At 70.4% G+C, this 19,317-nt stretch carries 17 protein-coding genes; 7 read left to right on the top strand and 10 right to left on the bottom strand.

From position 1 onward, the window contains the following. Positions 1-102: 102 nt before the first annotated feature. Both ABZ953_RS32315 and ABZ953_RS32320 read left to right on the top strand, forming a co-directional pair. A complete protein-coding gene (locus ABZ953_RS32315) occupies positions 103-723 on the top strand; it encodes a hypothetical protein (protein WP_361731455.1) in 621 nt (206 codons plus the stop codon). Next, positions 720-1,475: a hypothetical protein gene (locus ABZ953_RS32320; protein ID WP_361731458.1), complete on the top strand. Its 756-nt coding sequence runs from the start codon at positions 720-722 to the stop codon at positions 1,473-1,475. The genes ABZ953_RS32315 and ABZ953_RS32320 overlap by 4 nt, the downstream gene beginning before the upstream one ends. Positions 1,476-1,535: 60 nt before the next feature. Here ABZ953_RS32320 and ABZ953_RS32325 read toward each other — a convergent pair whose 3' ends face one another. Continuing rightward, positions 1,536-2,774, bottom strand: a complete 1,239-nt coding sequence (locus ABZ953_RS32325; RefSeq protein WP_361731461.1) for a helix-turn-helix domain-containing protein — start codon at positions 2,772-2,774, stop codon at positions 1,536-1,538. Positions 2,775-3,105: 331 nt separating this feature from the next. Here ABZ953_RS32325 and ABZ953_RS32330 point away from each other — a divergent pair, with 331 nt between their 5' ends. The 5 genes from ABZ953_RS32330 to ABZ953_RS32350 are packed head-to-tail and all read left to right on the top strand — an operon-like array spanning position 3,106 to position 7,951. Then, positions 3,106-3,897: an ABC transporter ATP-binding protein gene (locus ABZ953_RS32330; RefSeq protein WP_361731652.1), complete on the top strand. Its 792-nt coding sequence runs from the start codon at positions 3,106-3,108 to the stop codon at positions 3,895-3,897. Continuing rightward, positions 3,894-4,706, top strand: coding sequence for an ABC transporter ATP-binding protein (locus tag ABZ953_RS32335; protein WP_361731464.1), 813 nt, complete (start codon positions 3,894-3,896; stop codon positions 4,704-4,706). The genes ABZ953_RS32330 and ABZ953_RS32335 overlap by 4 nt, the downstream gene beginning before the upstream one ends. Beyond that, positions 4,703-5,593: a branched-chain amino acid ABC transporter permease gene (locus ABZ953_RS32340; RefSeq protein ID WP_361731467.1), complete on the top strand. Its 891-nt coding sequence runs from the start codon at positions 4,703-4,705 to the stop codon at positions 5,591-5,593. The genes ABZ953_RS32335 and ABZ953_RS32340 overlap by 4 nt, the downstream gene beginning before the upstream one ends. A 37-nt stretch (positions 5,594-5,630) precedes the next feature. Then, positions 5,631-6,692: a branched-chain amino acid ABC transporter permease gene (locus tag ABZ953_RS32345; RefSeq protein ID WP_361731655.1), complete on the top strand. Its 1,062-nt coding sequence runs from the start codon at positions 5,631-5,633 to the stop codon at positions 6,690-6,692. Then, entirely contained in the window at positions 6,689-7,951 is a 1,263-nt protein-coding gene (locus tag ABZ953_RS32350; protein ID WP_361731470.1) for an ABC transporter substrate-binding protein, read from the top strand. Before ABZ953_RS32345 ends, ABZ953_RS32350 begins: the two co-directional genes overlap by 4 nt. 283 nt (positions 7,952-8,234) lie before the next feature. On the opposite strand, the gene pssA is transcribed toward ABZ953_RS32350, so the two are convergent. From pssA to ABZ953_RS32395, 9 genes are all read right to left on the bottom strand, one after another. Continuing rightward, a complete protein-coding gene (gene pssA, locus ABZ953_RS32355; protein ID WP_361731473.1) occupies positions 8,235-9,089 on the bottom strand; it encodes a CDP-diacylglycerol--serine O-phosphatidyltransferase in 855 nt (284 codons plus the stop codon). Further along, positions 9,076-9,732 carry a phosphatidylserine decarboxylase gene (locus ABZ953_RS32360; protein ID WP_055555195.1) on the bottom strand — a complete coding sequence of 219 codons (657 nt, stop codon included), beginning with the start codon at positions 9,730-9,732 and terminating at the stop codon, positions 9,076-9,078. The genes pssA and ABZ953_RS32360 overlap by 14 nt, the downstream gene beginning before the upstream one ends. A 170-nt stretch (positions 9,733-9,902) precedes the next feature. Beyond that, positions 9,903-11,108 (bottom strand): acyl-CoA dehydrogenase family protein, encoded by a 1,206-nt coding sequence (locus ABZ953_RS32365; protein ID WP_361731476.1) that lies wholly within the window; start codon positions 11,106-11,108, stop codon positions 9,903-9,905. A 2-nt stretch (positions 11,109-11,110) separates the two neighbouring features. Then, positions 11,111-11,635 (bottom strand): MaoC family dehydratase, encoded by a 525-nt coding sequence (locus ABZ953_RS32370; RefSeq protein ID WP_361731479.1) that lies wholly within the window; start codon positions 11,633-11,635, stop codon positions 11,111-11,113. A gap of 5 nt (positions 11,636-11,640) precedes the next feature. After that, positions 11,641-12,660 carry a CoA ester lyase gene (locus ABZ953_RS32375; protein ID WP_361731481.1) on the bottom strand — a complete coding sequence of 340 codons (1,020 nt, stop codon included), beginning with the start codon at positions 12,658-12,660 and terminating at the stop codon, positions 11,641-11,643. Next, positions 12,657-14,684: a protein meaA gene (locus tag ABZ953_RS32380; RefSeq protein WP_361731484.1), complete on the bottom strand. Its 2,028-nt coding sequence runs from the start codon at positions 14,682-14,684 to the stop codon at positions 12,657-12,659. The genes ABZ953_RS32375 and ABZ953_RS32380 overlap by 4 nt, the downstream gene beginning before the upstream one ends. A gap of 22 nt (positions 14,685-14,706) precedes the next feature. Beyond that, entirely contained in the window at positions 14,707-16,068 is a 1,362-nt protein-coding gene (gene ccrA / locus ABZ953_RS32385) for a crotonyl-CoA carboxylase/reductase (RefSeq protein WP_361731486.1), read from the bottom strand. Positions 16,069-16,508: 440 nt separating this feature from the next. Further along, on the bottom strand, positions 16,509-17,315 hold the full coding sequence (locus ABZ953_RS32390; RefSeq protein WP_361731488.1) for a TetR family transcriptional regulator: 807 nt from the start codon (positions 17,313-17,315) through the stop codon (positions 16,509-16,511). 112 nt (positions 17,316-17,427) lie between these two features. Then, positions 17,428-19,209 carry a 3-hydroxyacyl-CoA dehydrogenase family protein gene (locus ABZ953_RS32395; protein ID WP_361731491.1) on the bottom strand — a complete coding sequence of 594 codons (1,782 nt, stop codon included), beginning with the start codon at positions 19,207-19,209 and terminating at the stop codon, positions 17,428-17,430. Between the last annotated feature and the right edge of the window lie 108 nt (positions 19,210-19,317).

Below are 19,317 nucleotides of genomic sequence, written 5' to 3' on the forward strand. Positions count from 1 at the left end.
CGCCCGAACCCCATCACTCGCGCGCCCCCGCGTCCGCGGCCGCCCCCCCCGTGTCGTACCGGCAACGTGATCGTTTCTTCAGTACGTGAAGAGGAGTCGATCTTGACTGGGTGGGCGCAGCTCGGCGGTCTCGGCATCGTTGCGACGCTGTGTCCCGTGGGCGGGCTTTCCGTGCACGCGCAGGTCGAAGCCCTCGGCGTGGTCCTGTCCGAGCGGCTGGAGATCTGCCAGGAGGACCTGCCGGGCGCCCCGGCCGACGAGGCGCGGGAGCCGGGGCCACCGCGGCCGTCGGAGCCGCCGGAGCCGAAACCCGAACTCGCCCCCGCCCCCGCCCCCCGCGCGCCCGCCACCACCCCGCCGCGCCCCGAACCGCCCGCGGCCACCGCGCAGCCCGCGGCCCGCGCGGCACCCCCTCCGGCCGCCCGCCCCGCACAGCGCCCCCGCGCCGCGCCCCGGGTGCGGGAACTCCTCGTCCCCGTACGCCTGGAGTCCGCCCCGCGCCCCGCGCGCCCCGCACCACCGCCCGCGCCGCCCTCCTTCGCGGGGCCGGGCTACCGCCCCGCCGGGGAGGACGAGCGCGCGGGCGGGCGGTCCATGGTCACCACGACGATGGTCGTCACCACCCCCGCGGTGCTCGCCGCCGCACTGCTGCGCCCACGCTCGCGCTCCGCCGCGTCCGGCGCCCGATCACGCCCCAACCCGCCCTCCGGAGGCCCCTCGTGACGGAATGGTTCGTACTCGGTCTTGCCATGGTGCTCGCTTGCGCGGTCGTGCTGACCGTCACCGTGCTCAGACAGCGCCGGGTGCCCGAGGACGACGACACCAGCGAGACGCCCGACGTGCTCGAATACATGGTGATGATGGTCGGCGTCGTGTATGCGATCGTCCTCGGTCTCGCCATCGCAGGCGTCTGGGAGGCCCGCGGCGCCGCCCAGGACGGCACCCGCGACGAGGCCCAGGCCCTGCACGAGATCAGCAGGCGCGTGGAGGTCTATCCGGCGGACGAGCGCGAGCGCATCCAGCAGGACGTGCGGCGCTACAGCGAGCACGTGTCGAGCGTCGAGTGGCCCCGCATGATCGAGGAGCACCGGCTCACCGACCGGGGCGGCGAACTCCTCGACACCCTGCGCAGGGACATCGCGGCACGGCCGCCCGCGAACGAGCTGGAGGCCCAGACCTACCAGCCGCTGCTCGACCAGGTGGCCGCCGCCGACGAGGCGCGCAGGGCGCGGGCCGACAACGCGGAGGAGACGCTGCCCGGCGTGGTCTGGTTCGGTCTGGTCGCCGGAGCGCTCGTCACCGTCGGACTGATCTTCACGCTGCAGATCAGGCGCTCCTCGCGCGAGATGCTGCTTGCCGGTACGTTCAGCGCCCTGATCGCCTTCCTGCTCTTCCTCGTCTGGAACTTCGACGCGCCCTTCGGCAGGTCGACGGCGGAGACGGCGAGTGCTTTCCAGGACCTGATCAGCACCTGATCAGCACCTGATCAGCACCTGAATTCCCTTACAGGCGGGGCCACTTCGCGTCCGCCCGGTTCACGCCGGGCGGGCCCGCGGGGACAGCCGGTGCGCCTCCACCGCGAGGGCCACCTCCACCAGGTCCCGCGGCCGCGCCAGGGAGCGTGACGTCAGCTGCTCCAGGCGGCGCAGGCGGTTGAAGACCGTGTTGCGGTGGCAGTAGAGCCGCCCCGCTGCCCGGCCCGCCGAACCCTCGCAGGCCAGCCACGCGTCCAGCGTCTCCAACAGCACCGCCCGGTCCGCCGGTTCGAGCGCGAGGACCTCGCCGAGCACATCGGAGACCAAGTGCCCCGCCAGCTCCGGCTGGCTCACCACCAGGGCCGTCGGCATCCGCCGGTCAAGGCGTACGATGCCGGTCGCGTCCGGCGGGCAGGTGCGCAGCGCGAGCTCCGCGAGCCGCCGGGCGTGGCCAAGGTCCGCGAGGCCGCCCACCACGGGGCTGATCCCGCCGGGCCCCGGGCAGCGCCCGTCGAGCAGCCGGGCCAGCCCGTCGAGGCCGGTTTCCGCTCCGCCCTCCGGCCCGCCCAGTGCGACCACGCCGACCTCGCAGTCCGTCCGCATCCGCCAGATGAAACGGAACCCCGCCCGCTGGATCTGCCGGTGGAAGGCCTCGCGCCCGTCGCGCCGTTCCACGCGGAGCACCACCACCGCGTACGGGCCGTGCTCGGGCAGATCGAGACCGGCCGCCGCCCGCGCCGCGAGGCCCGGCGCCGACCGCCCCTCCAGGAGCGCGTCGAGCAGCGCCTGCAACTGCTCGTCCGTGCGCCGGCGCAGCTCCAGCTCCGTCGCGCGGTACGCGTCGGACGCCACCGCCGCCTGGGCGTCCACCGCCGACCACACCATCGTCGCCGAACGCATCAGGACCGCCAGCTTCTCGGGGTCCTTGCCCGCCGTGCCTTCGAGGAGCGAGTCCCAGACCAGATAGCCGGCGTTGCGGTACGAGTGGACCAACAGGTCGAGCGGCAGGCCCTGTTGGGCGCGGCGCCGACCCGCCTCCTCCGCGTACTCCAGGTCGCGGCGCGGCGAGGCCCGCGGTGCCGAGATCGCCTCGATGCCGATCCGCATGGCCTCCTCGGCCTCCCGCCACTGCACGTCGTACGCCAGGACCCGCCCGTACACCGTCGAGTGCTCGCCGAGCTGGCGCAGATGTTCGTCGACCAGCTCGGGCAGGCGCGGCAGGAGGGCGGTGCACGCCTCCTTGAGGAGCTTCCAGTCGTGCCCGGTCCGAGGCCTTCGGGTGTGCGTGGGGCCGGTCATCGTTGCCTCCGTCACCGCGCTCCGTGACGTCGCCGGGGCGCTCCCGGGACGGCGTTGCTGCGGAGGATGCCACTGGTCCGTCCGCTTCGGCAGGCCCCTGACACGCGGTGTTGTGCGCGTGCACAACGGCGGGGCACCGCCGCTGGTCTCCCGCAGCGTTTCGTCCGCGGCCCGTGGACGGGCCGGTCCCGCGGTGCTGGGGTGAGCGCCACGCGACGGCGGACGGGCCGTGCGGAACAGCCGGGTGGGACAAGGGAGTCGATACGTGGGCGGGTTCGATGAGGGAGGCGTCGGCAAGGCCGGATCCGGCGCACGGGGCGGAGGGCTCGTCGTGCGCGACGTGTCGGTCGGCTACGGCCCGGTGCGGGCCCTGCGCCGGGTCTCGCTGCACCTGCCCGAAGGCGCGGTCGTGGCCGTGCTCGGCGGCAACGGCGCGGGCAAGTCGACCCTGCTGCGGGCGATCTCGCGCACCCTCTCCTTCCACGGCGGGGCGCTCACCTCGGGCGACATCAGCTTCGACGGGCGGCGCACGGACATCCTCGCGCCGGACCGGGTGGTGGCCGCCGGGATCTCCCAAGTCCCCGAGGGGAGACGGGTGTTCGCCCGGATGACGGTCGCCGACAACCTGCGGGCCGGGGCGCTCGGCTCCACCGGCTCGCGCACGGCCAAGGCGGCCGCCCTGCGGCGCGTGCACGACCTCTTCCCCGTCCTCGCCGAGCGCGGCGCGCAGCGCGCCGGACTGCTCTCCGGCGGCGAGCAGCAGATGCTCGCGGTGGGCCGGGCGCTGATGGCATCCCCGCGCCTGCTCCTCCTGGACGAACCCTCCCTGGGGCTCGCCCCGTTGATGGCCGCCCGCATCGCCGACACCGTCCGGGAGATCAACGCGCAGGGCACCTCGGTGCTCCTCGTCGAGCAGAACGCGGCCCTCGCGCTGCGGCTCGCCTCCACCGCGTACGTCCTCGACGTCGGCGAGGTCGCCCTCTCGGGCCCCGCGGACGAGCTCGCCGCCTCCGACGAGGTGCGCCGCCGCTACCTCGGCGTGGTCGACGAGGACGCGGCGGCCGACGCCTCCCGTGGCCTCGGCGCGCTGCCCGTCCTCGCGCGCTGGGAGGCCACACCATGAGCGATTCCGCCGCCGTGGCCCCGCCGGACGACCGCACGTCCGTACCGTCCCTGGAAGTACGCGACGTGACCGTCCGCTTCGCCGGACTCACCGCCCTGGACGCCGTCAGCTTCACGGTCCGCCCCGGCACCGTGCACGCCGTCATCGGACCCAACGGCGCGGGCAAGTCCACCTGTTTCAACGTCCTGTCCGGCGTCTACCGCGCCACGGCGGGCAGCGTCCGCTTCGGCACCCACGAGCTCACCGGCCTGCGCCCGCACCGCATCGCGGGCCTCGGTGTCGCCCGGATCTTCCAGAACCTCGCCCTGCCGCCGCGCGCCACCGTCGCCGACAGCCTGCTGCTCGGCCGCCACCGGCTGACCCGCACCGGATTCGTGGCCGCAGGGCTCCGGCTCCCCGCCGCCGCCCGCGAGGAGCGCCGCCACCGCGCACGCGTCCGCGAGATCGCCGCGTTCGTCGGCCTGGAGCGCCAGCTCGACCTGCCCGCGGGCTCCCTGCCCTACGGCCAGCAGAAGCTCGCCGAGCTCGCCCGCGCCCTGTGCATGGAGCCGCGGCTGCTGCTCCTCGACGAGCCCGTCGCCGGGATGACCGCCGACGAGCGGCGCCGTACCGCGGCCGTCATCGCGGGCGTCCGCGACAGCCTCGGCATCTCGATCGTCCTGGTGGAACACGACATGGGGGTGGTGATGCGGCTCGCGGACGCGGTGACCGTACTCGACTTCGGACGCCGGATCGCCGACGGCACACCCGCGGAGGTCCAGCGCGACCCCGCGGTCGTACGCGCCTACCTGGGTGAGGACCACTCGTGACCACGTTCACCGAACTCCTGCTCAACGGCGTCTCGCTGGGCTCCGTCTACGCCCTCATCGCCCTCGGCTTCGTCGTCATCTTCCGCGCCACCGAAGTGGTGAACTTCGCGCACGCCTCGCTCCTCCTCGCGGGCGGCTACATCACCGCCTCGCTCCACGACGACCTCGGCTTCTGGCCCGCGCTGCTCGTCGGCATCGCGGGCGCGGCGGTGGTCGGGGCGGCCGTCGAGTTCCTCGTCATGCGCCGCTACCGCGGCCACGACCACAGCGTCCTCGCCATCGTCACCATCGGCGTCGACATCCTGCTCACCACCGAACTCACCCGCCGCCTCGGCACGGACGTCCTGCCGCTCGGCGACCCGTGGGGCGACGACGTGCTCACCGTCGGGCCCGTCTCCCTCGCGCACACCCGCATCGCGGCGTTCGTCGCCGCCGCCCTCCTCATCACGGTCTTCCTGCTCGCCTTCCGCTACACCTCATGGGGCGTGGCGACGCGGGCGGCCGCCGAGAGCCCGGAGACCGCCGCGCTGATGGGCGTACGGCTCGGCAGGGTCTCGCTCGGCGCATGGGCGGTGGCGGGCGCGCTCGCCGCCGTGGCCGCGCTGTTCCTCACCGTCTTCCCGACGCCGGGCCTGGAACGCACGACCTCCCTGGCCGCGCTCAAGGCGTTCCCCGCCGCGATCCTCGGCGGCCTCGACTCCACCACCGGCGCCCTCGTCGGCGGGCTCGTGGTCGGGGTGACGGAGTCCCTCGCCACCGGCTACCAGAGCGACCTGACCTTCCTGGGGCGCGGCCTCGGCGACCTCGCGCCCTACCTCGTCATGACCGCGATCCTGCTGATCCGGCCCGCGGGACTCTTCGGCACGAAGGAGCTCGCCCGTGTCTGACACCCGCACCCGGGCCGGACGCTCCCGCGGCCACGCCCTGGTCACGAGCCGTCGCACGTACCTGTGGGCGGCCGGAGCGGCCCTGCTCCTCGCCCTGCCGTTCTACCTCGACCGCTTCTGGCTCCAGGCGGGCCTCTTCGCGATGGCCGCCGCCATCGGCGCGATCGGCATCAACCTCCTCACCGGCGCCACGGGCCAGCTCTCGATGGGGCACGCCTTCTTCCTCGCCGTCGGGGCGTACGGGTACTGCGCCCTCGCCGGTGACGGGAGCGACGGCCTGACCGGCCTCGGCTTGCCCACCTGGCTCGCCGCCGCCCTCGCGGTGGCCGTCGCCGGGCTCGCGGGCGGTCTCTTCAGCCCCATCGCGGGCCGCCTGCACGGCGCCTACCTCGGCATCGCGACGCTCGCGCTGATCTTCATCGGCCAGCACGTGCTCTTCAACGCGCACGATCTGACCGGCGGCTCCAACGGGCGTGACGTGCCGCCTCTCGACCTCTTCGGGCTCACCTTCGACGAGCACGAGGTGGTGGTCGCCGCGGTCCCGTTCGGCTCCGCGGAGAAGCTCTGGTACGCGGGCCTCGTGCTGCTCCTGGGCTGCGGACTCTTCGCCCGCGGGGTGCTGCGGGGCCGCCCCGGCCGCGCCATGAACGCGATCAGGGACCACAAGGTCGCCGCGGGCGTGATCGGCGTACCGGTGGCCCGCTACCGCGCCGGGGTCTTCGTCCTGTCGTCGATGTACGCGGGCCTCGCCGGGGTGCTGCTCGCCCTGGTCTTCCAGCGCACCGTGCCCGACTACTTCGGCATGACGCTCTCCCTGGAGTACCTCGCGATGATCGTCATCGGCGGCCTTGGCTCGGTCGCGGGGGCGGTGGCGGGCGCCGCCCTCGTCTCCCTGCTGCCCCAGCTGCTCAGCCGGTACAGCGACGCGCTGCCCCTCGTCTCCGCGCCCGGCACCGGCGGGATCTCACCGGGTGAGGCGTCCCGGTATCTGTACGGCGCCGCCGTCGTGGCGGTGGTGCTCTTCCTGCCCGGCGGCCTGGTGAGGCTCGCCGCGCGGCGCGGCACGCACAGTCCAGGCACTCCAGGGGAGGAAGCATGAACACATTGACCAGGGCCACGGCGGCCGGCACCGCCCTCGCCGCGCTGCTCGCGCTCACCGCGTGCAGCTCCAAAGCGAAGGACGACGACGGCGGGGGCGCGAGCACAGGAGGGGTGAAGACCGGCGTCGGCGTGACGGGCAAGACGATCGACCTGGGCGCGCTCACCGACATGACCGGTGTCTACGCCACCCTCGGCAAGAGCGTCACGCAGGCACAGCAGCTCTACGTCGACCAGGCCAACGCGGACGGCGGCATCTGCGGCCGCAAGCTGAAGCTCACCGTCCGCGACCACGGCTACGACCCGCAGAAGGCCGTCGCCGCCTACACCGAGCTTGAGCCGAAGGTCCTCGGCTTCGCCCAGTTCATCGGCTCCCCGTTCGTCGCGGCCGTCAAGCAGCGCGTGGCGGGCAACAAGGGCTTGGTCCTGCCGCAGGCCTGGTCGGCGAACCTCCTTGGCAGCCCGTACGTGCGCGTGGTCGGCTCCACGTACGACCTGGAGACGATCAACGCGATCGACTTCCTCATGAAGGAGAAGGGCCTCAAGAAGGGCGACAAGCTGGGCCACGTCTACTTCGAGGGCGACTACGGAGAGAACGCCCTCAAGGGCTCGAAGCACATGGCCGACGAGGCCGGTCTCACGGTCGTCGAGCAGAAGATCAAGCCGACCGACAACGACATGACCGCCCAGGTGTCCGCCCTGAAGAAGGCGGGCGTCAAGGCCATCGTGATCAGCGCGGGTCCCCGCCAGGCGGCGTCCCTGGTCGGCGTCGCCGCGGCGGGCCGTTTCGACGTCCCGGTCATCGGCAACAACTCGGCGTTCGCCCCGCAGCTCCTCGCCACCCAGTCGGGCCCGGCCCTCACGAAGAACTACTACGTCGCCTCGCCCACCCTGCCCATCGGAGCGGACACACCGGAGGCCGAGAAGCTCGTCGCCGACTACAAGAAGGCCCACCCGTCGGACTCCCTCGACAACGGCGTCGTGGCGGGCTGGACGGCGGCGTCCGTCTTCGGCGAGGCCCTGAAGAAGGCGTGCGCGGACAAGGACCTCACGCGCGAGGGCGTGGACAAGGCCCTCCTGACGATCGACGACTTCGACGCGGGCTTCGGCGTCCCCCAGAACTTCACCGACCCGAAGGCACCGTCCTCCAAGGAGAGCGTGATCCTCCAGCCGGACAAGAAGGCAACGGGCGGCATGAGGGTGGTCCGCAAACCGAGCACGGCCGAGGCCGCACGAGGCTTTAGCCCGTCCGGCAATTGAGGACGAGCCCGAAGGGCGATTAAGAGCCTGTGTCATATCCCCGGCCGGGCGGGCGTCGCCTGGCACGCACGCTCGCCGCGTTGCCGAAAAGCCCTAGTAGCTCCTCCCCCAGGCCTCAAGGGCCCGGGGGGACCCCCATCGAGGACTTCCCGGCGCCTTGCGATCGCACGCACCAGACGCCGCCCGCTGATCCGACCGGGGATATGACACAGGCTCTAACGGCAAGCGAAGGGGGCCCGAACCAAACGGTTCGGGCCCCCTTCGCTACGGAACAAGCAAGCCGCTACGGCAACTGAGTAGCCCGCGCCTCACGACGGTTGTCGCGGAAGTTGTTCACCCGCCGAGCCGTGGCGAAGAGGGGAATCACCGCGCCGAGGACGAGCTGGAGCGCGCAGCCGGTCTGCAGGAGCAGCTGGCCGCCCGGGGCCTCGAAGGCCCAGGCCGCGAGGAGCCCCATGGCCGACACGATCCACGCGAGCATGGCCACCGCGAGGGGGCCCCGCGGCTTCGGGTACTCGACGCGGCTGACCATGAGCCACGCCGTGCCGATGATCGCAAGGAGCGTCGCCACGAAGGGCAGCTCCAGGAGCACGATCGAGACGACCGTCAGCGCGCCGAAGGGCGACGGCATGCCCTGGAAGGTGCCGTCCTTCACGGTCACGCAACTGAACCGCGCAAGCCTCAGCACCACCGCCAACAGCACGACGATCGCACCGACCGCCGCCACCCGCTGGTGGGCGTCGTCGGCGACCATGCCGTAGACGAGGACGAAGTACGCGGGCGCCAGACCGAAGCTGATCAGGTCCGACAGGTTGTCGAGCTCCGCGCCCATCGGCGAGGACCGCAGCTTGCGGGCCACGAGACCGTCGAAGAGGTCGAAGACGGCCGCGCAGAGCATGAGGATCACGGCGGTCGCGGCGGAGTGCCGCGCCATGCCGCTTTCGTTGCTGCCCTGGAGGTGCGGGATGAGGATGCCCGTGGTGGTGAAGTACACCGCCATGAACCCGCAGGTGGCGTTACCGAGCGTGAGGGTGTCCGCTATCGAGAGGCGGAGTGAGAGAGGCATCTCCTCGTCGGCCTCGTCCTCCACCGCCTCGGGCACCCAGCCCGCTTGTGTTTCGGGATCAACCACGGTCAATGCGAGTCACCCCAGCCACGGTCTTCTGACCGACCTCGACGTCCACCTCGACACCCTCGGGGAGGTAGATGTCGACGCGCGAGCCGAAGCGGATCAGGCCGATCCGCTCGCCCTGCTCCACCTTCGAGCCCTGCGGCACGTACGGCACGATGCGCCGCGCGACAGCGCCCGCGATCTGGATCATCTCGATGTCGCCGAGCTCGGTGTCGAAGTGCCAGACAACACGTTCGTTGTTCTCGCTCTCCTTGTTGAACGCCGGGACGAACCCGCCGGGGATGTGTTCCACGGACGTCACGGTGCCCGCGAGGGGCGCACGGTTGACGTGGACGTTCAGCGGGCTCATGAAGATGGCGACGCGGGTACGCCCGTCCTTCCACGGCATGATGCTCTGCACCACGCCGTCGGCGGGGGAGATGACCCGGCCCTGAGCGATCTCGCGCTCGGGGTCGCGGAAGAACCACAGCATGCCCGCCGCCAGAGCGGTGGCGGGTACGGCGACGGCCGCGGCGCCCTTGGAGCGACGCGCGCGGGCGAGACTGAGTGCCGCGGTTGCGACGGTCGGCAGGAGCCACGGCGATGCTCCGCGAGCAAGGCGTCCCTGAAGAATGCCGTCGCGTGGTGCAGAGGTTTGGCTGTGGGGCATGGATGACCTTCGTAGCGGATGATGCCGCGCAGTGAACGGGGGACGGCGGCTTTTTCCGGATGCTATCGGTTGCGAGCCACAACTGGGCAAGCCAGGAAGCCGAGTCGGCGGCCGAAGAGTGTTGACAGGGTGTGATCTTCTTCTCGGCGAAAACGGCCCAAACCGGGCATCTAGCCCTGGAATCGATACTCTTCGAGTAGTCGTCGGCCAATGATCATTTTCTGGATCTCGGCGGTACCTTCACCGATGAGCAGCATCGGAGCCTCCCGGTACAGGCGCTCGATCTCATACTCCTTCGAAAAGCCGTAACCGCCGTGAATCCGGAACGCATCCTCCACGACTTCCTTGCAGTACTCGGAGGCGAGGTACTTCGCCATCCCTGCTTCGAGGTCGTTTCGCTCCCCGGAGTCCTTTTTGCGCGCTGCGTTCACCATCATCGCATGGGCGGCCTCGACCTTGGTAGCCATCTCGGCCAGCTTGAACTGGATCGCCTGATGCTGCGCGATCGGCTTGCCGAAAGTGTGGCGTTGCTGGGCATATGAGACACCCAGCTCAAATGCACGCTGAGCGACACCGCAGCCACGCGCCGCGACATTGACGCGGCCGACTTCGACGCCGTCCATCATTTGGTAAAAACCTCGGCCGGTAACCCCGCCGAGCACACGATTGGCCGGAATTCGCAGTCCGTCCATGATGAGTTCGGTCGTGTCGACGCCCTTGTAACCCATCTTGTCGATCTTGCCGGGGATGGTGAGGCCGGGCCGGACCTCTCCGAAGCCGGGCTCTTTCTCGACAAGGAACGTCGTCATCGACTTGTGGGGCGCCGTGCCCTCCGGGTGTCCTTCGTCACTCCGGCACAGGACGGCCACCAGGGTCGAGGTCCCGCCGTTGGTCAGCCACATCTTCTGACCGTTCAGGACGTACTCGTCGCCGTCCTTCACGCCCTTGGACGTGATGGCCGACACATCGGAGCCGAGCCCCGGCTCCGACATCGAGAACGCGCCCCGCACCTCGCCGGCCGCCATCCGCGGCAGGAAGGTCTCCTTCTGCTCCTGCGTGCCGTGCTGCTTGAGCATGTAGGCAACGATGAAATGGGTGTTGATGATGCCGGAGACCGACATCCAGCCACGCGCTATCTCCTCGACGCACAGCGCGTACGTGAGCAACGACTCGCCCAGACCGCCGTACTCCTCGGGGATCATGAGCCCGAAGAGGCCCAATTCCTTGAGGCCGTCGACGATTCGCTGCGGGTACTCGTCACGGTGCTCGAGCTCGGTCGCGACCGGGATGATCTCCTTGTCGACGAAGTCCCGGACCGTGGACAGGATCTCCTGCTGGATGTCGGTGAGACCGGCGGTCTGCGCGAGTCGGCTCATGGCTACTTCTCCGTGCTCTTCGAAGGGGCGTTCAGCTCCGGGCGGCCGGGCTGTTCGCCGCCGCGCTCCTTGATGTACGTCTCGGTGGGCACCATCACCTTGCGGCGGAACACGCACACGAGCGTGCCGTCCTGCTTGTAGCCCTTGGTCTCCACATAGACGATCCCGCGGTCCGACTTGGACTTCGACGGGGTCTTGTCCAGGACCGTGGTCTCGCCGTAGATCGTGTCGCCGTGGAAGGTCGGCGCCACGTGCTTGAGCGACTCGACCTCCAGGTTGGCGATCGCCTTGCCCGAGACGTCCGGCACGGACATGCCGAGCAGCAGCGAGTAGATGTAGTTGCCCACGACGACGTTCTTCCCGAAGTCCGTCGTCCGCTCCGCATAGTTGCTGTCCATGTGGAGCGGGTGGTGGTTCATGGTGAGCAGACAGAAGAGGTGGTCGTCGTACTCGGTGACCGTCTTCCCGGGCCAGTGCTTGTACACGGCGCCGACTTCGAACTCTTCGTAGGTGCGGCCGAACTGCATGTGTCTTACGCCTCCGGGGCCTCGAACTTGGACGTGCGCCGCATGCCTGCCGCACGGCCCTTCCCGGAGATGACCAGTGCCATCTTCCGGCTCGCCTCGTCGATCATCTCGTCGCCGAGCATCGCCGAGCCCTTCTTGCCGCCCGCCTCGGACGTGCAGTACTCGTACGCGTCCAGGATCAGCTCGGCGTGGTCGAAGTCCTCCTGCGAGGGCGAGAAGACCTCGTTGGCGGCCTCGACCTGGCCGGGGTGCAGGACCCACTTGCCGTCGAAGCCGAGCGCGGCGGCGCGGTTCGCGACCTCGCGGTAGCCGTCGACGTTCTTGATCTGGAGGTAGGGGCCGTCGATCGCCTGGAGGTTGTTGGCGCGGGCGGCCATCAGGATCTTCATCAGGATGAAGTGGTAGGCGTCCGCCGGGTAGCCGGGCGGCTGCTCGCCGACCACCAAGGACTTCATGTTGATGGAGGCCATGAAGTCGGCCGGGCCGAAGATGATCGTCTCGACGCGCGGGGAGGCCTCGGCGATCGCGTTGACGTTGTTGAGGCCCCGCGCGTTCTCGATCTGCGCCTCGATGCCGATCTTGCCGACCTCGAAGCCCATCGTCTTCTCGATCTGGGTCAGGAGGAGGTCGAGGGCGACGATCTGGTCGGCCGTCTGGACCTTCGGCAGCATGATGCAGTCGAGGTTCTCACCGGCGCCCTCGACGACCGTGACGACGTCGCGATACGTCCACTCGGTCGTCCAGTCGTTGACGCGCACGACCCGCGTCTTGCCCGTCCAGTCGCCCTCGTTGAGGAACTTGACGATGGTGTGCCTGGCCTCCGGCTTGGCGAGCGGCGCGCAGGCGTCCTCCAGGTCGAGGAAGACCTGGTCGGCGGCCAGGCCCTGGGCCTTCTCCAAGAAGCGGGGGTTCGAACCCGGTACCGCGAGACAGGAGCGTCGCGGGCGGAGACGATTGGGCAGGTGCGCGGCGGAGCCGCTCGTTGAGGGGCGGTGGTCGGGCGACGGGTGGGCGGGCGCGGTCATGCGGGGACCTCCAGAGGGTCGAGCTTGTTCGCTTTCCGGATCTCGTCGACGATACGGCCGATGATCTCGGTGATGCCGAAGTCCTTGGGGGTGAACACGGCGGCCACTCCCGCCGCCTTCAGGTCCTCGGCGTCTCGGTTGGGGATGATGCCGCCCGCGATGACGGGGATGTCGGGCGCCCCGGCCTCCCGGAGCCGTACGAGGACGTCGGGCACGAGCTCCGCGTGCGAGCCGGAGAGGATCGAAAGGCCCACCGCGTGCACGTCCTCGGCGAGCGCCGCGTCGACGATCTGCTCGGGCGTGAGGCGGATGCCCTGGTAGACGACTTCGAACCCGGCGTCCCTGGCGCGCACGGCGATCTGCTCGGCGCCGTTGGAGTGCCCGTCGAGGCCGGGCTTGCCGACCAGGAAGCGGAGCCTGCCGCCGCCGAGGTCCTCGGCCGTCCGGGCGACCTTCTCGCGGACGAGGGCGAGCGGCGAGCCCTCCTCCGCGGGGACCGCCACGGGAGCGCTGGAGACGCCCGTGGGCGCCCGGAACTCCCCGAAGACCTCCCGCAGGGCCCCCGACCACTCGCCGGTCGTCACACCGGCGCGTGCGCACTCCAGAGTGGCCTCCATGAGGTTGCCCGTTCCCGCGGCCACCTCCTTGAGCCGCTCCAGGGCCTTGCAGGGGCGCGGGTGGTTGAACGGCGGCTGGTAGCGGTTGTCGCGCCAGTGCGCGAGGGCGCCGACGACGCGGGCCTCGACCGCGGGGTCGACCGTCATGATCGCCGCGTCCAGGTCGGCGGTCAGCGGATTCGGCTCGGTGGACTCGTAGGAGTTCACGCCGATGATCTTCTCCTGGCCGGACTCGATGCGGGCCCGGCGCTCCGCGTGCGAGGAGACGAGCTGCGACTTGAGGTAGCCGGACTCGACGGCGGCCATCGCGCCGCCCATCTTCTCGATCCGGTCCATCTCGGCGAAGGAGGCCTCGACGAGCGACTCCACCTTGGCCTCGATGACGTGCGAGCCCGCGAAGATGTCCTCGTACTCCAGGAGGTCGCTCTCGTGCGCGAGGACCTGCTGGATGCGCAGCGACCACTGCTGGTCCCAGGGCCGTGGCAGGCCGAGGGCCTCGTTCCAGGCCGGCAGCTGCACGGCACGCGCGCGTGCGTCCTTGGAGAGGGTGACGGCCAGCATCTCGAGCACGATGCGCTGGACGTTGTTCTCGGGCTGGGCCTCGGTCAGGCCCAGCGAGTTGACCTGCACGCCGTAGCGGAACCGGCGGTGTTTCGGGTTCTCGATGCCGTACCGCTCGCGCGTGACCTGATCCCAGATCCGCCCGAACGCCCGCATCTTGCACATCTCCTCGATGAAGCGGACGCCCGCGTTCACGAAGAAGGAGATGCGGGCCACGACGTCCCCGAACTTCTCCTCGGGGACCTGCCCCGAGTCGCGTACGGCATCGAGAACCGCGATGGCGGTGGACATCGCGTACGCGATCTCCTGGACCGGTGTGGCCCCCGCCTCCTGGAGGTGGTAGCTGCAGATGTTGATGGGGTTCCACTTGGGGATGTGGGCCACCGTGTACGTGATCATGTCGGTGGTCAGGCGCAGTGAAGGACCGGGCGGGAAGACGTGCGTCCCGCGCGAGAGGTACTCCTTGACGATGTCGTTCTGCGTCGTTCCCTGGAGCTGGGTGATGTCCGCACCCTGCTCCTCCGCGACCACCTGATAGAGCGCCAGGAGCCACATGGCGGTGGCGTTGATCGTCATCGAGGTGTTCATCTGCTCCAGGGGAATGTCCTGGAACAGCCGCCGCATGTCACCGAGGTGCGAGACCGGTACGCCGACCCGGCCCACTTCGCCGCGGGCGAGGATGTGGTCGGGGTCGTAGCCGGTCTGCGTGGGCAGGTCGAAGGCGACCGAGAGTCCCGTCTGCCCCTTGGCGAGGTTGCGCCGGTACAGCTCGTTGGACGCCTCCGCCGTGGAGTGACCGGCGTAGGTCCGCATCAGCCACGGCCGGTCCTTCTGGCGCTCTGTCATGTTCCGCTGCTCCTTGTCGCGTTCAGACGTTGCGGAAGCGGTTGATCGCGTCGATGTGCTTGGCCCGCATCTCGGGGTCGCGCACGCCGAGGCCTTCCTCGGGTGCCAGGGCGAGGACGCCGACCTTGCCCTGGTGGAGGTTGCGGTGCACGTCGTAGGCCGCCTGGCCGGTCTCCTCCAGCGCGTAGACCTTGGAGAGCGTCGGGTGGATCTTGCCCTTGGCGATCAGGCGGTTGGCTTCCCAGGCCTCGCGGTAGTTGGCGAAGTGCGAGCCGATGATGCGCTTCAGGGACATCCACAGGTAGCGGTTGTCGTACTCGTGGTTGTACCCGGACGTCGAGGCGCAGGTGACGATCGTGCCGCCCTTGCGCGTGACGTACACGGAGGCGCCGAAGGTCTCGCGGCCCGGGTGCTCGAAGACGATGTCGACGTCCTCGCCGCCGGTGAGCTCACGGATGCGCTTGCCGAACCGCTTCCACTCGCGCGGGTCCTGGTTGTGCTCGTCCTTCCAGAACTTGTAGTCCTCGGCGTTGCGGTCGATGATCGCCTCGGCGCCCATCGCGCGGCAGATCTCCGCCTTCTGGGGGCTGGAGACGACACAGATGGGGTTGGCGCCGCCGGCGAGCGCGAACTGCGTGGCGTAGCTGCCGAGTCCGCCGCTCGCGCCCCAGATGAGCACGTTGTCACCCTGCTTCATGCCGGCGCCGTTGCGCGAGACGAGCTGGCGGTACGCGGTGGAGTTCACCAGGCCGGGTGAAGCGGCCTCCTCCCAGCTGAGGTGGCCCGGCTTCGGCATCAGCTGGTTGGACTTGACGAGCGCGATCTCGGCGAGGCCGCCGAAGTTGGTCTCGAAGCCCCAGATGCGCTGCTCGGGGTCGAGCATCGTGTCGTTGTGTCCGTCGGAGGACTCCAGCTCGACGCTCAGGCAGTGCGCGACGACCTCGTCGCCCGGGTGCCAGGCGTTCACGCCGGGCCCGGTGCGCAGCACGACGCCCGCCAGGTCGGAGCCGATGATGTGGTGCGGCAGGTCGTGGCGCTTGGTGAGCTCGCTGAGCCTGCCGTACCGCTCCAGGAAGCTGAACGTGGACACGGGCTCGAAGATCGAGGTCCACACGGAGTTGTAGTTGACCGAGGAGGCCATGACGGCCACCAGGGCCTCACCGGGACCGAGTTCCGGGATCGGCACGTCGTCGAGGTGGAGCGACTTGCGCGGGTCCTTGTCGCGGGTGTCGAGGCCCGCGAACATCTCCGCCTCGTCCTTGTGCACGGTGATCGCGCGGTACGAGTCGGGCAGGGGGAGAGCGGCGAAGTCGGCGGACGTGACCGCGGCGGAGCCGCTCGCGGTCGCGGTCTGGGCCTGAATCGCGTCCAGGATTTCCTTCACGGTGTTGCCTCCGGCGAAGAAGCGTCTGAGGGGAACGCTCTTGAGGGTTGCGTCGGGTGCTGAAGTTGCGGTGGAGGGTGTGCCGTCGGTTCGGCGAAGGGTGGTGCTCGGCGACGCCTTGGTGGGGCGTGGGAGGTGCCTGTGACGCAGGCGTCCGGGCGCACGAGCCGTGGCTTGTGGGGACAGCCGACGTACGGGAGATCTCTGCACGCCGGCCGCCCGGACACCATCAACGTATGGCACCGCGTGCCAACGGGCAAGACACTGGGTGCCATTAGTTTTTGACCGATGATCGATCAGTGCAGGTCAGAGGGGGTGAGGGCACGGCAAAGGGGGCGCTACCGGCCGGTAGCGCCCCCTAAAAATTCACGGGCAAAACGGGATAAAAGGGTGACTATGAATGCCTGCGAAACGCCTTTACGAGTGCTCGCGCAGGGCCTTTACGAGTGTTCGCGCAGGGCCTTCTCAATGGTCCGCATGACCTCGTCGAGGGGCGCGTCCGTGCGGGCCACCGTGACCAGGACCTCGCCCTGCGCCGAGGCCCTCGCCGCCGCCGAGGCCGGCAGGGTGTCGCGGCCCGCGCCGATGCCGCTGCCGAACGTGCGGCGCACGATCGCGAAGGCGTGGTCCAGCTGGGTCTCCACGTCGCCCTGGCCGCCCGCCCGCAGCCAGCGCCGCAGCACGTGGTTGTGGGCCGTGACGACGGCGGAGGCGGCGACCTCGGCGAGCAGCGGGTCGTCGTTGCCGTCGTGGTGCGCCTGCTCGTCGAAGTGGCCCAGGAGATAGCGGGTGAACAGCCGCTCATAGCGGGCCACCGAGGCGATCTCGCGCTCACGGAGCGTGGGGACCTCGCGGGTGAGGCGGTAGCGCTCCACGGAGACCGCGGGCGACGCCGCGTACATCTTCATGACTTCCTTGATGCCCCGGCACACCGTGTCCAGCGGGTGCTCGTGCGGCGGCGCGGCGTTGAGCACCGCCTCCGCCCGGATCAGGGTGTCGTCGTGGTCCGGGAAGATCGCCTCTTCCTTGGAGCGGAAGTGCCGGAAGAAGGTCCGGCGCGCGACGCCCGCGGCGGCGGCGATCTCGTCGACCGTCGTCGCCTCGTACCCCTTGGACGCGAAGAGTTCCATGGCCGCGGCCGCCAGCTCCCGGCGCATCTTGAGCCGTTGGGCGGCGGCACGGCTGCCCGCGGCACTCTCCGGAGCGTCGGGGCTTGCGGTGCGTGAGGATTTGGCGGCCTTGGACATGCCATGAACGTACTGCATGTGCGCGGCGAGGTGCTCCTGAGGGACGGGGCTGCCCGAGGGCCCGAGCAGCCCGCCCCAGTCCGTCCGATCCTCCGGGCGCCCCTCGGCCGGCTCAGCGCCGGGCATATTCGCGGAAGCCACGACCCGTCTTGCGGCCGAGGCAGCCCGCGGCCACCAGATGCTCGAGCAGCGGCGCCGGGGCCAGGCCCGGGTCGCGGAACTCGCGGTGCAGGACCTTCTCGATCGCCAGCGAGACATCGAGACCGACGACGTCCAGGAGCTCGAAGGGGCCCATGGGGTAGCCGCCGCCGAGCTTCATCGCGGCGTCGATGTCGTCCAGCGTCGCGTAGTGCTCCTCCACCATCTTGATCGCGTTGTTGAGGTAGGGGAACAGCAGCGCGTTCACGATGAACCCCGCGCGGTCGCCGCAGTCCACCGGGTGCTTGCGGATCTTCGTGCAGACCTCGCGGACGGTGGCGTGCACGTCGTCCGCGGTCACCACGGTGCGGACCACCTCGACCAGCTTCATCGCCGGTGCCGGGTTGAAGAAGTGCATGCCGATCACGTCGCGCGGGCGCGAGGTGGCGCGGGCGCAGGCCACGACGGGCAGCGAGGACGTCGTGGTCGCCAGGATCGCGCCGGGCTTGCAGATCTTGTCGAGCGTCGCGAAGAGCTGCCGCTTGATCTCCAGGTCCTCGGCGACGGCCTCCAGGGCCAGATCGACGTCGGCGAACGCCTCGTACGACCCGGCCGGGGTGATCCGCTCCAGCGCCACCGCCGCGGCCTCGGCCGTCATCCTGCCCTTGTCGACGGAGCGCAGCAGGGACTTGCCGATCCGGGACTTGGCCGTCTCGGCCTTCTCCTGTGAGCGGGCGGCGAGCACCACGTCGAAACCGGCCTTGGCGAAGACCTCCGCGATGCCCGACGCCATCGTCCCGGAGCCCGCGACCCCCACCGAGCGGACGCTGCGCCCCGGCCCCCGCACCTCGTCCTGTGGCGGGGTCAGCGCGTCGCGCACCACCTCCGTACTGCCGGGGGCGGCGTACGTGTAGAAGCCGCGGCCCGCCTTGCGGCCGGTCAGCCCCGCCTCGCTGAGCTGCTTGAGGATCGGCGCGGGCGCGTGCAGGCGGTCCTGGGACTCCGCGTACATGGCGTCGAGGACCGTGCGGGCGGTGTCGACGCCGATCAGGTCGAGCAGCGTGAGCGGGCCCATCGGCAGCCCGCAGCCCAGCTTCATCGCGGCGTCGATGTCCTCGCGCGAGGCGTACTTCGCCTCGTACATCGCGGCGGCCTGGTTGAGATAGCCGAAGAGCAGCCCGTCGGCGACGAAGCCGGGCCGGTCGCCGACCGCGACGGGCTCCTTGCCTAGCGCGTACGCGAGATCGGTGACGGCGGCGACCGCGGCGGGCGCGGTCAGCACGGACGAGACGATCTCGACGAGCTTCATCGCCGGTGCCGGGTTGAAGAAGTGCAGGCCGAGCACCCGCTCGGGGCGCCCCGATTCGGCGGCGAGGCGGGTCACGGACAGTGCGTTGGTGCCGGTCGCGATGATCGTTCCCGGGCGCACGACGGTGTCGAGTTCGCGGACGACCTGCTGCTTGATCTCGTACGACTCCGGGACGACCTCGATGACCAGGTCCGCGTCGGCCGCGGCCCGCAGGTCGGTGAAGGTGCGGAAGCGGGCGAGGATGCCGCGGCGCTCCTCCTCGGTGAGGCGCTCCCGGCGCACGGCGCGGGCGGTCGAGGCCTCCAGGGACTCGACCGCGCGGGCGGCCGCCGCCTGGCTGATGTCGATGCCGATGACCTCGCGGCCCGCGCGGGCCAGGACCTCGGTGATGCCGGTGCCCATGGTGCCGAGGCCGATGACGGCGACGGTGTTCAGGGGAGTGTCCATGCGTGGACTCCAGGAAGAGAGTGACGACTGAGGGGCGCGCGCGAGTACGGCAACTGCCGCACGGCGGGCGGGAAGTGGTGCGTGTCGTGTCCGGGCGGCGCGCAGGGC

Origin of the sequence: Streptomyces sp. NPDC046465 (assembly GCF_040646035.1) — a bacterium.
GTDB lineage: Bacteria > Actinomycetota > Actinomycetes > Streptomycetales > Streptomycetaceae > Streptomyces.

Excerpts from the sequence above, each read along its gene's own strand:
- ABZ953_RS32325 (WP_361731461.1), bottom strand. The coding sequence starts at position 2,774 with ATGACCGGCCCCACGCACACCCGAAGGCCTCGGACCGGGCACGACTGG.
- ABZ953_RS32335 (WP_361731464.1), top strand. The coding sequence starts at position 3,894 with ATGAGCGATTCCGCCGCCGTGGCCCCGCCGGACGACCGCACGTCCGTA.
- ABZ953_RS32350 (WP_361731470.1), top strand. The coding sequence starts at position 6,689 with ATGAACACATTGACCAGGGCCACGGCGGCCGGCACCGCCCTCGCCGCG.
- ABZ953_RS32360 (WP_055555195.1), bottom strand. The coding sequence starts at position 9,732 with ATGCCCCACAGCCAAACCTCTGCACCACGCGACGGCATTCTTCAGGGA.
- ABZ953_RS32365 (WP_361731476.1), bottom strand. The coding sequence starts at position 11,108 with ATGAGCCGACTCGCGCAGACCGCCGGTCTCACCGACATCCAGCAGGAG.
- ABZ953_RS32370 (WP_361731479.1), bottom strand. The coding sequence starts at position 11,635 with ATGCAGTTCGGCCGCACCTACGAAGAGTTCGAAGTCGGCGCCGTGTAC.
- ABZ953_RS32375 (WP_361731481.1), bottom strand. The coding sequence starts at position 12,660 with ATGACCGCGCCCGCCCACCCGTCGCCCGACCACCGCCCCTCAACGAGC.
- ABZ953_RS32380 (WP_361731484.1), bottom strand. The coding sequence starts at position 14,684 with ATGACAGAGCGCCAGAAGGACCGGCCGTGGCTGATGCGGACCTACGCC.
- ABZ953_RS32390 (WP_361731488.1), bottom strand. The coding sequence starts at position 17,315 with ATGTCCAAGGCCGCCAAATCCTCACGCACCGCAAGCCCCGACGCTCCG.
- ABZ953_RS32395 (WP_361731491.1), bottom strand. The coding sequence starts at position 19,209 with ATGGACACTCCCCTGAACACCGTCGCCGTCATCGGCCTCGGCACCATG.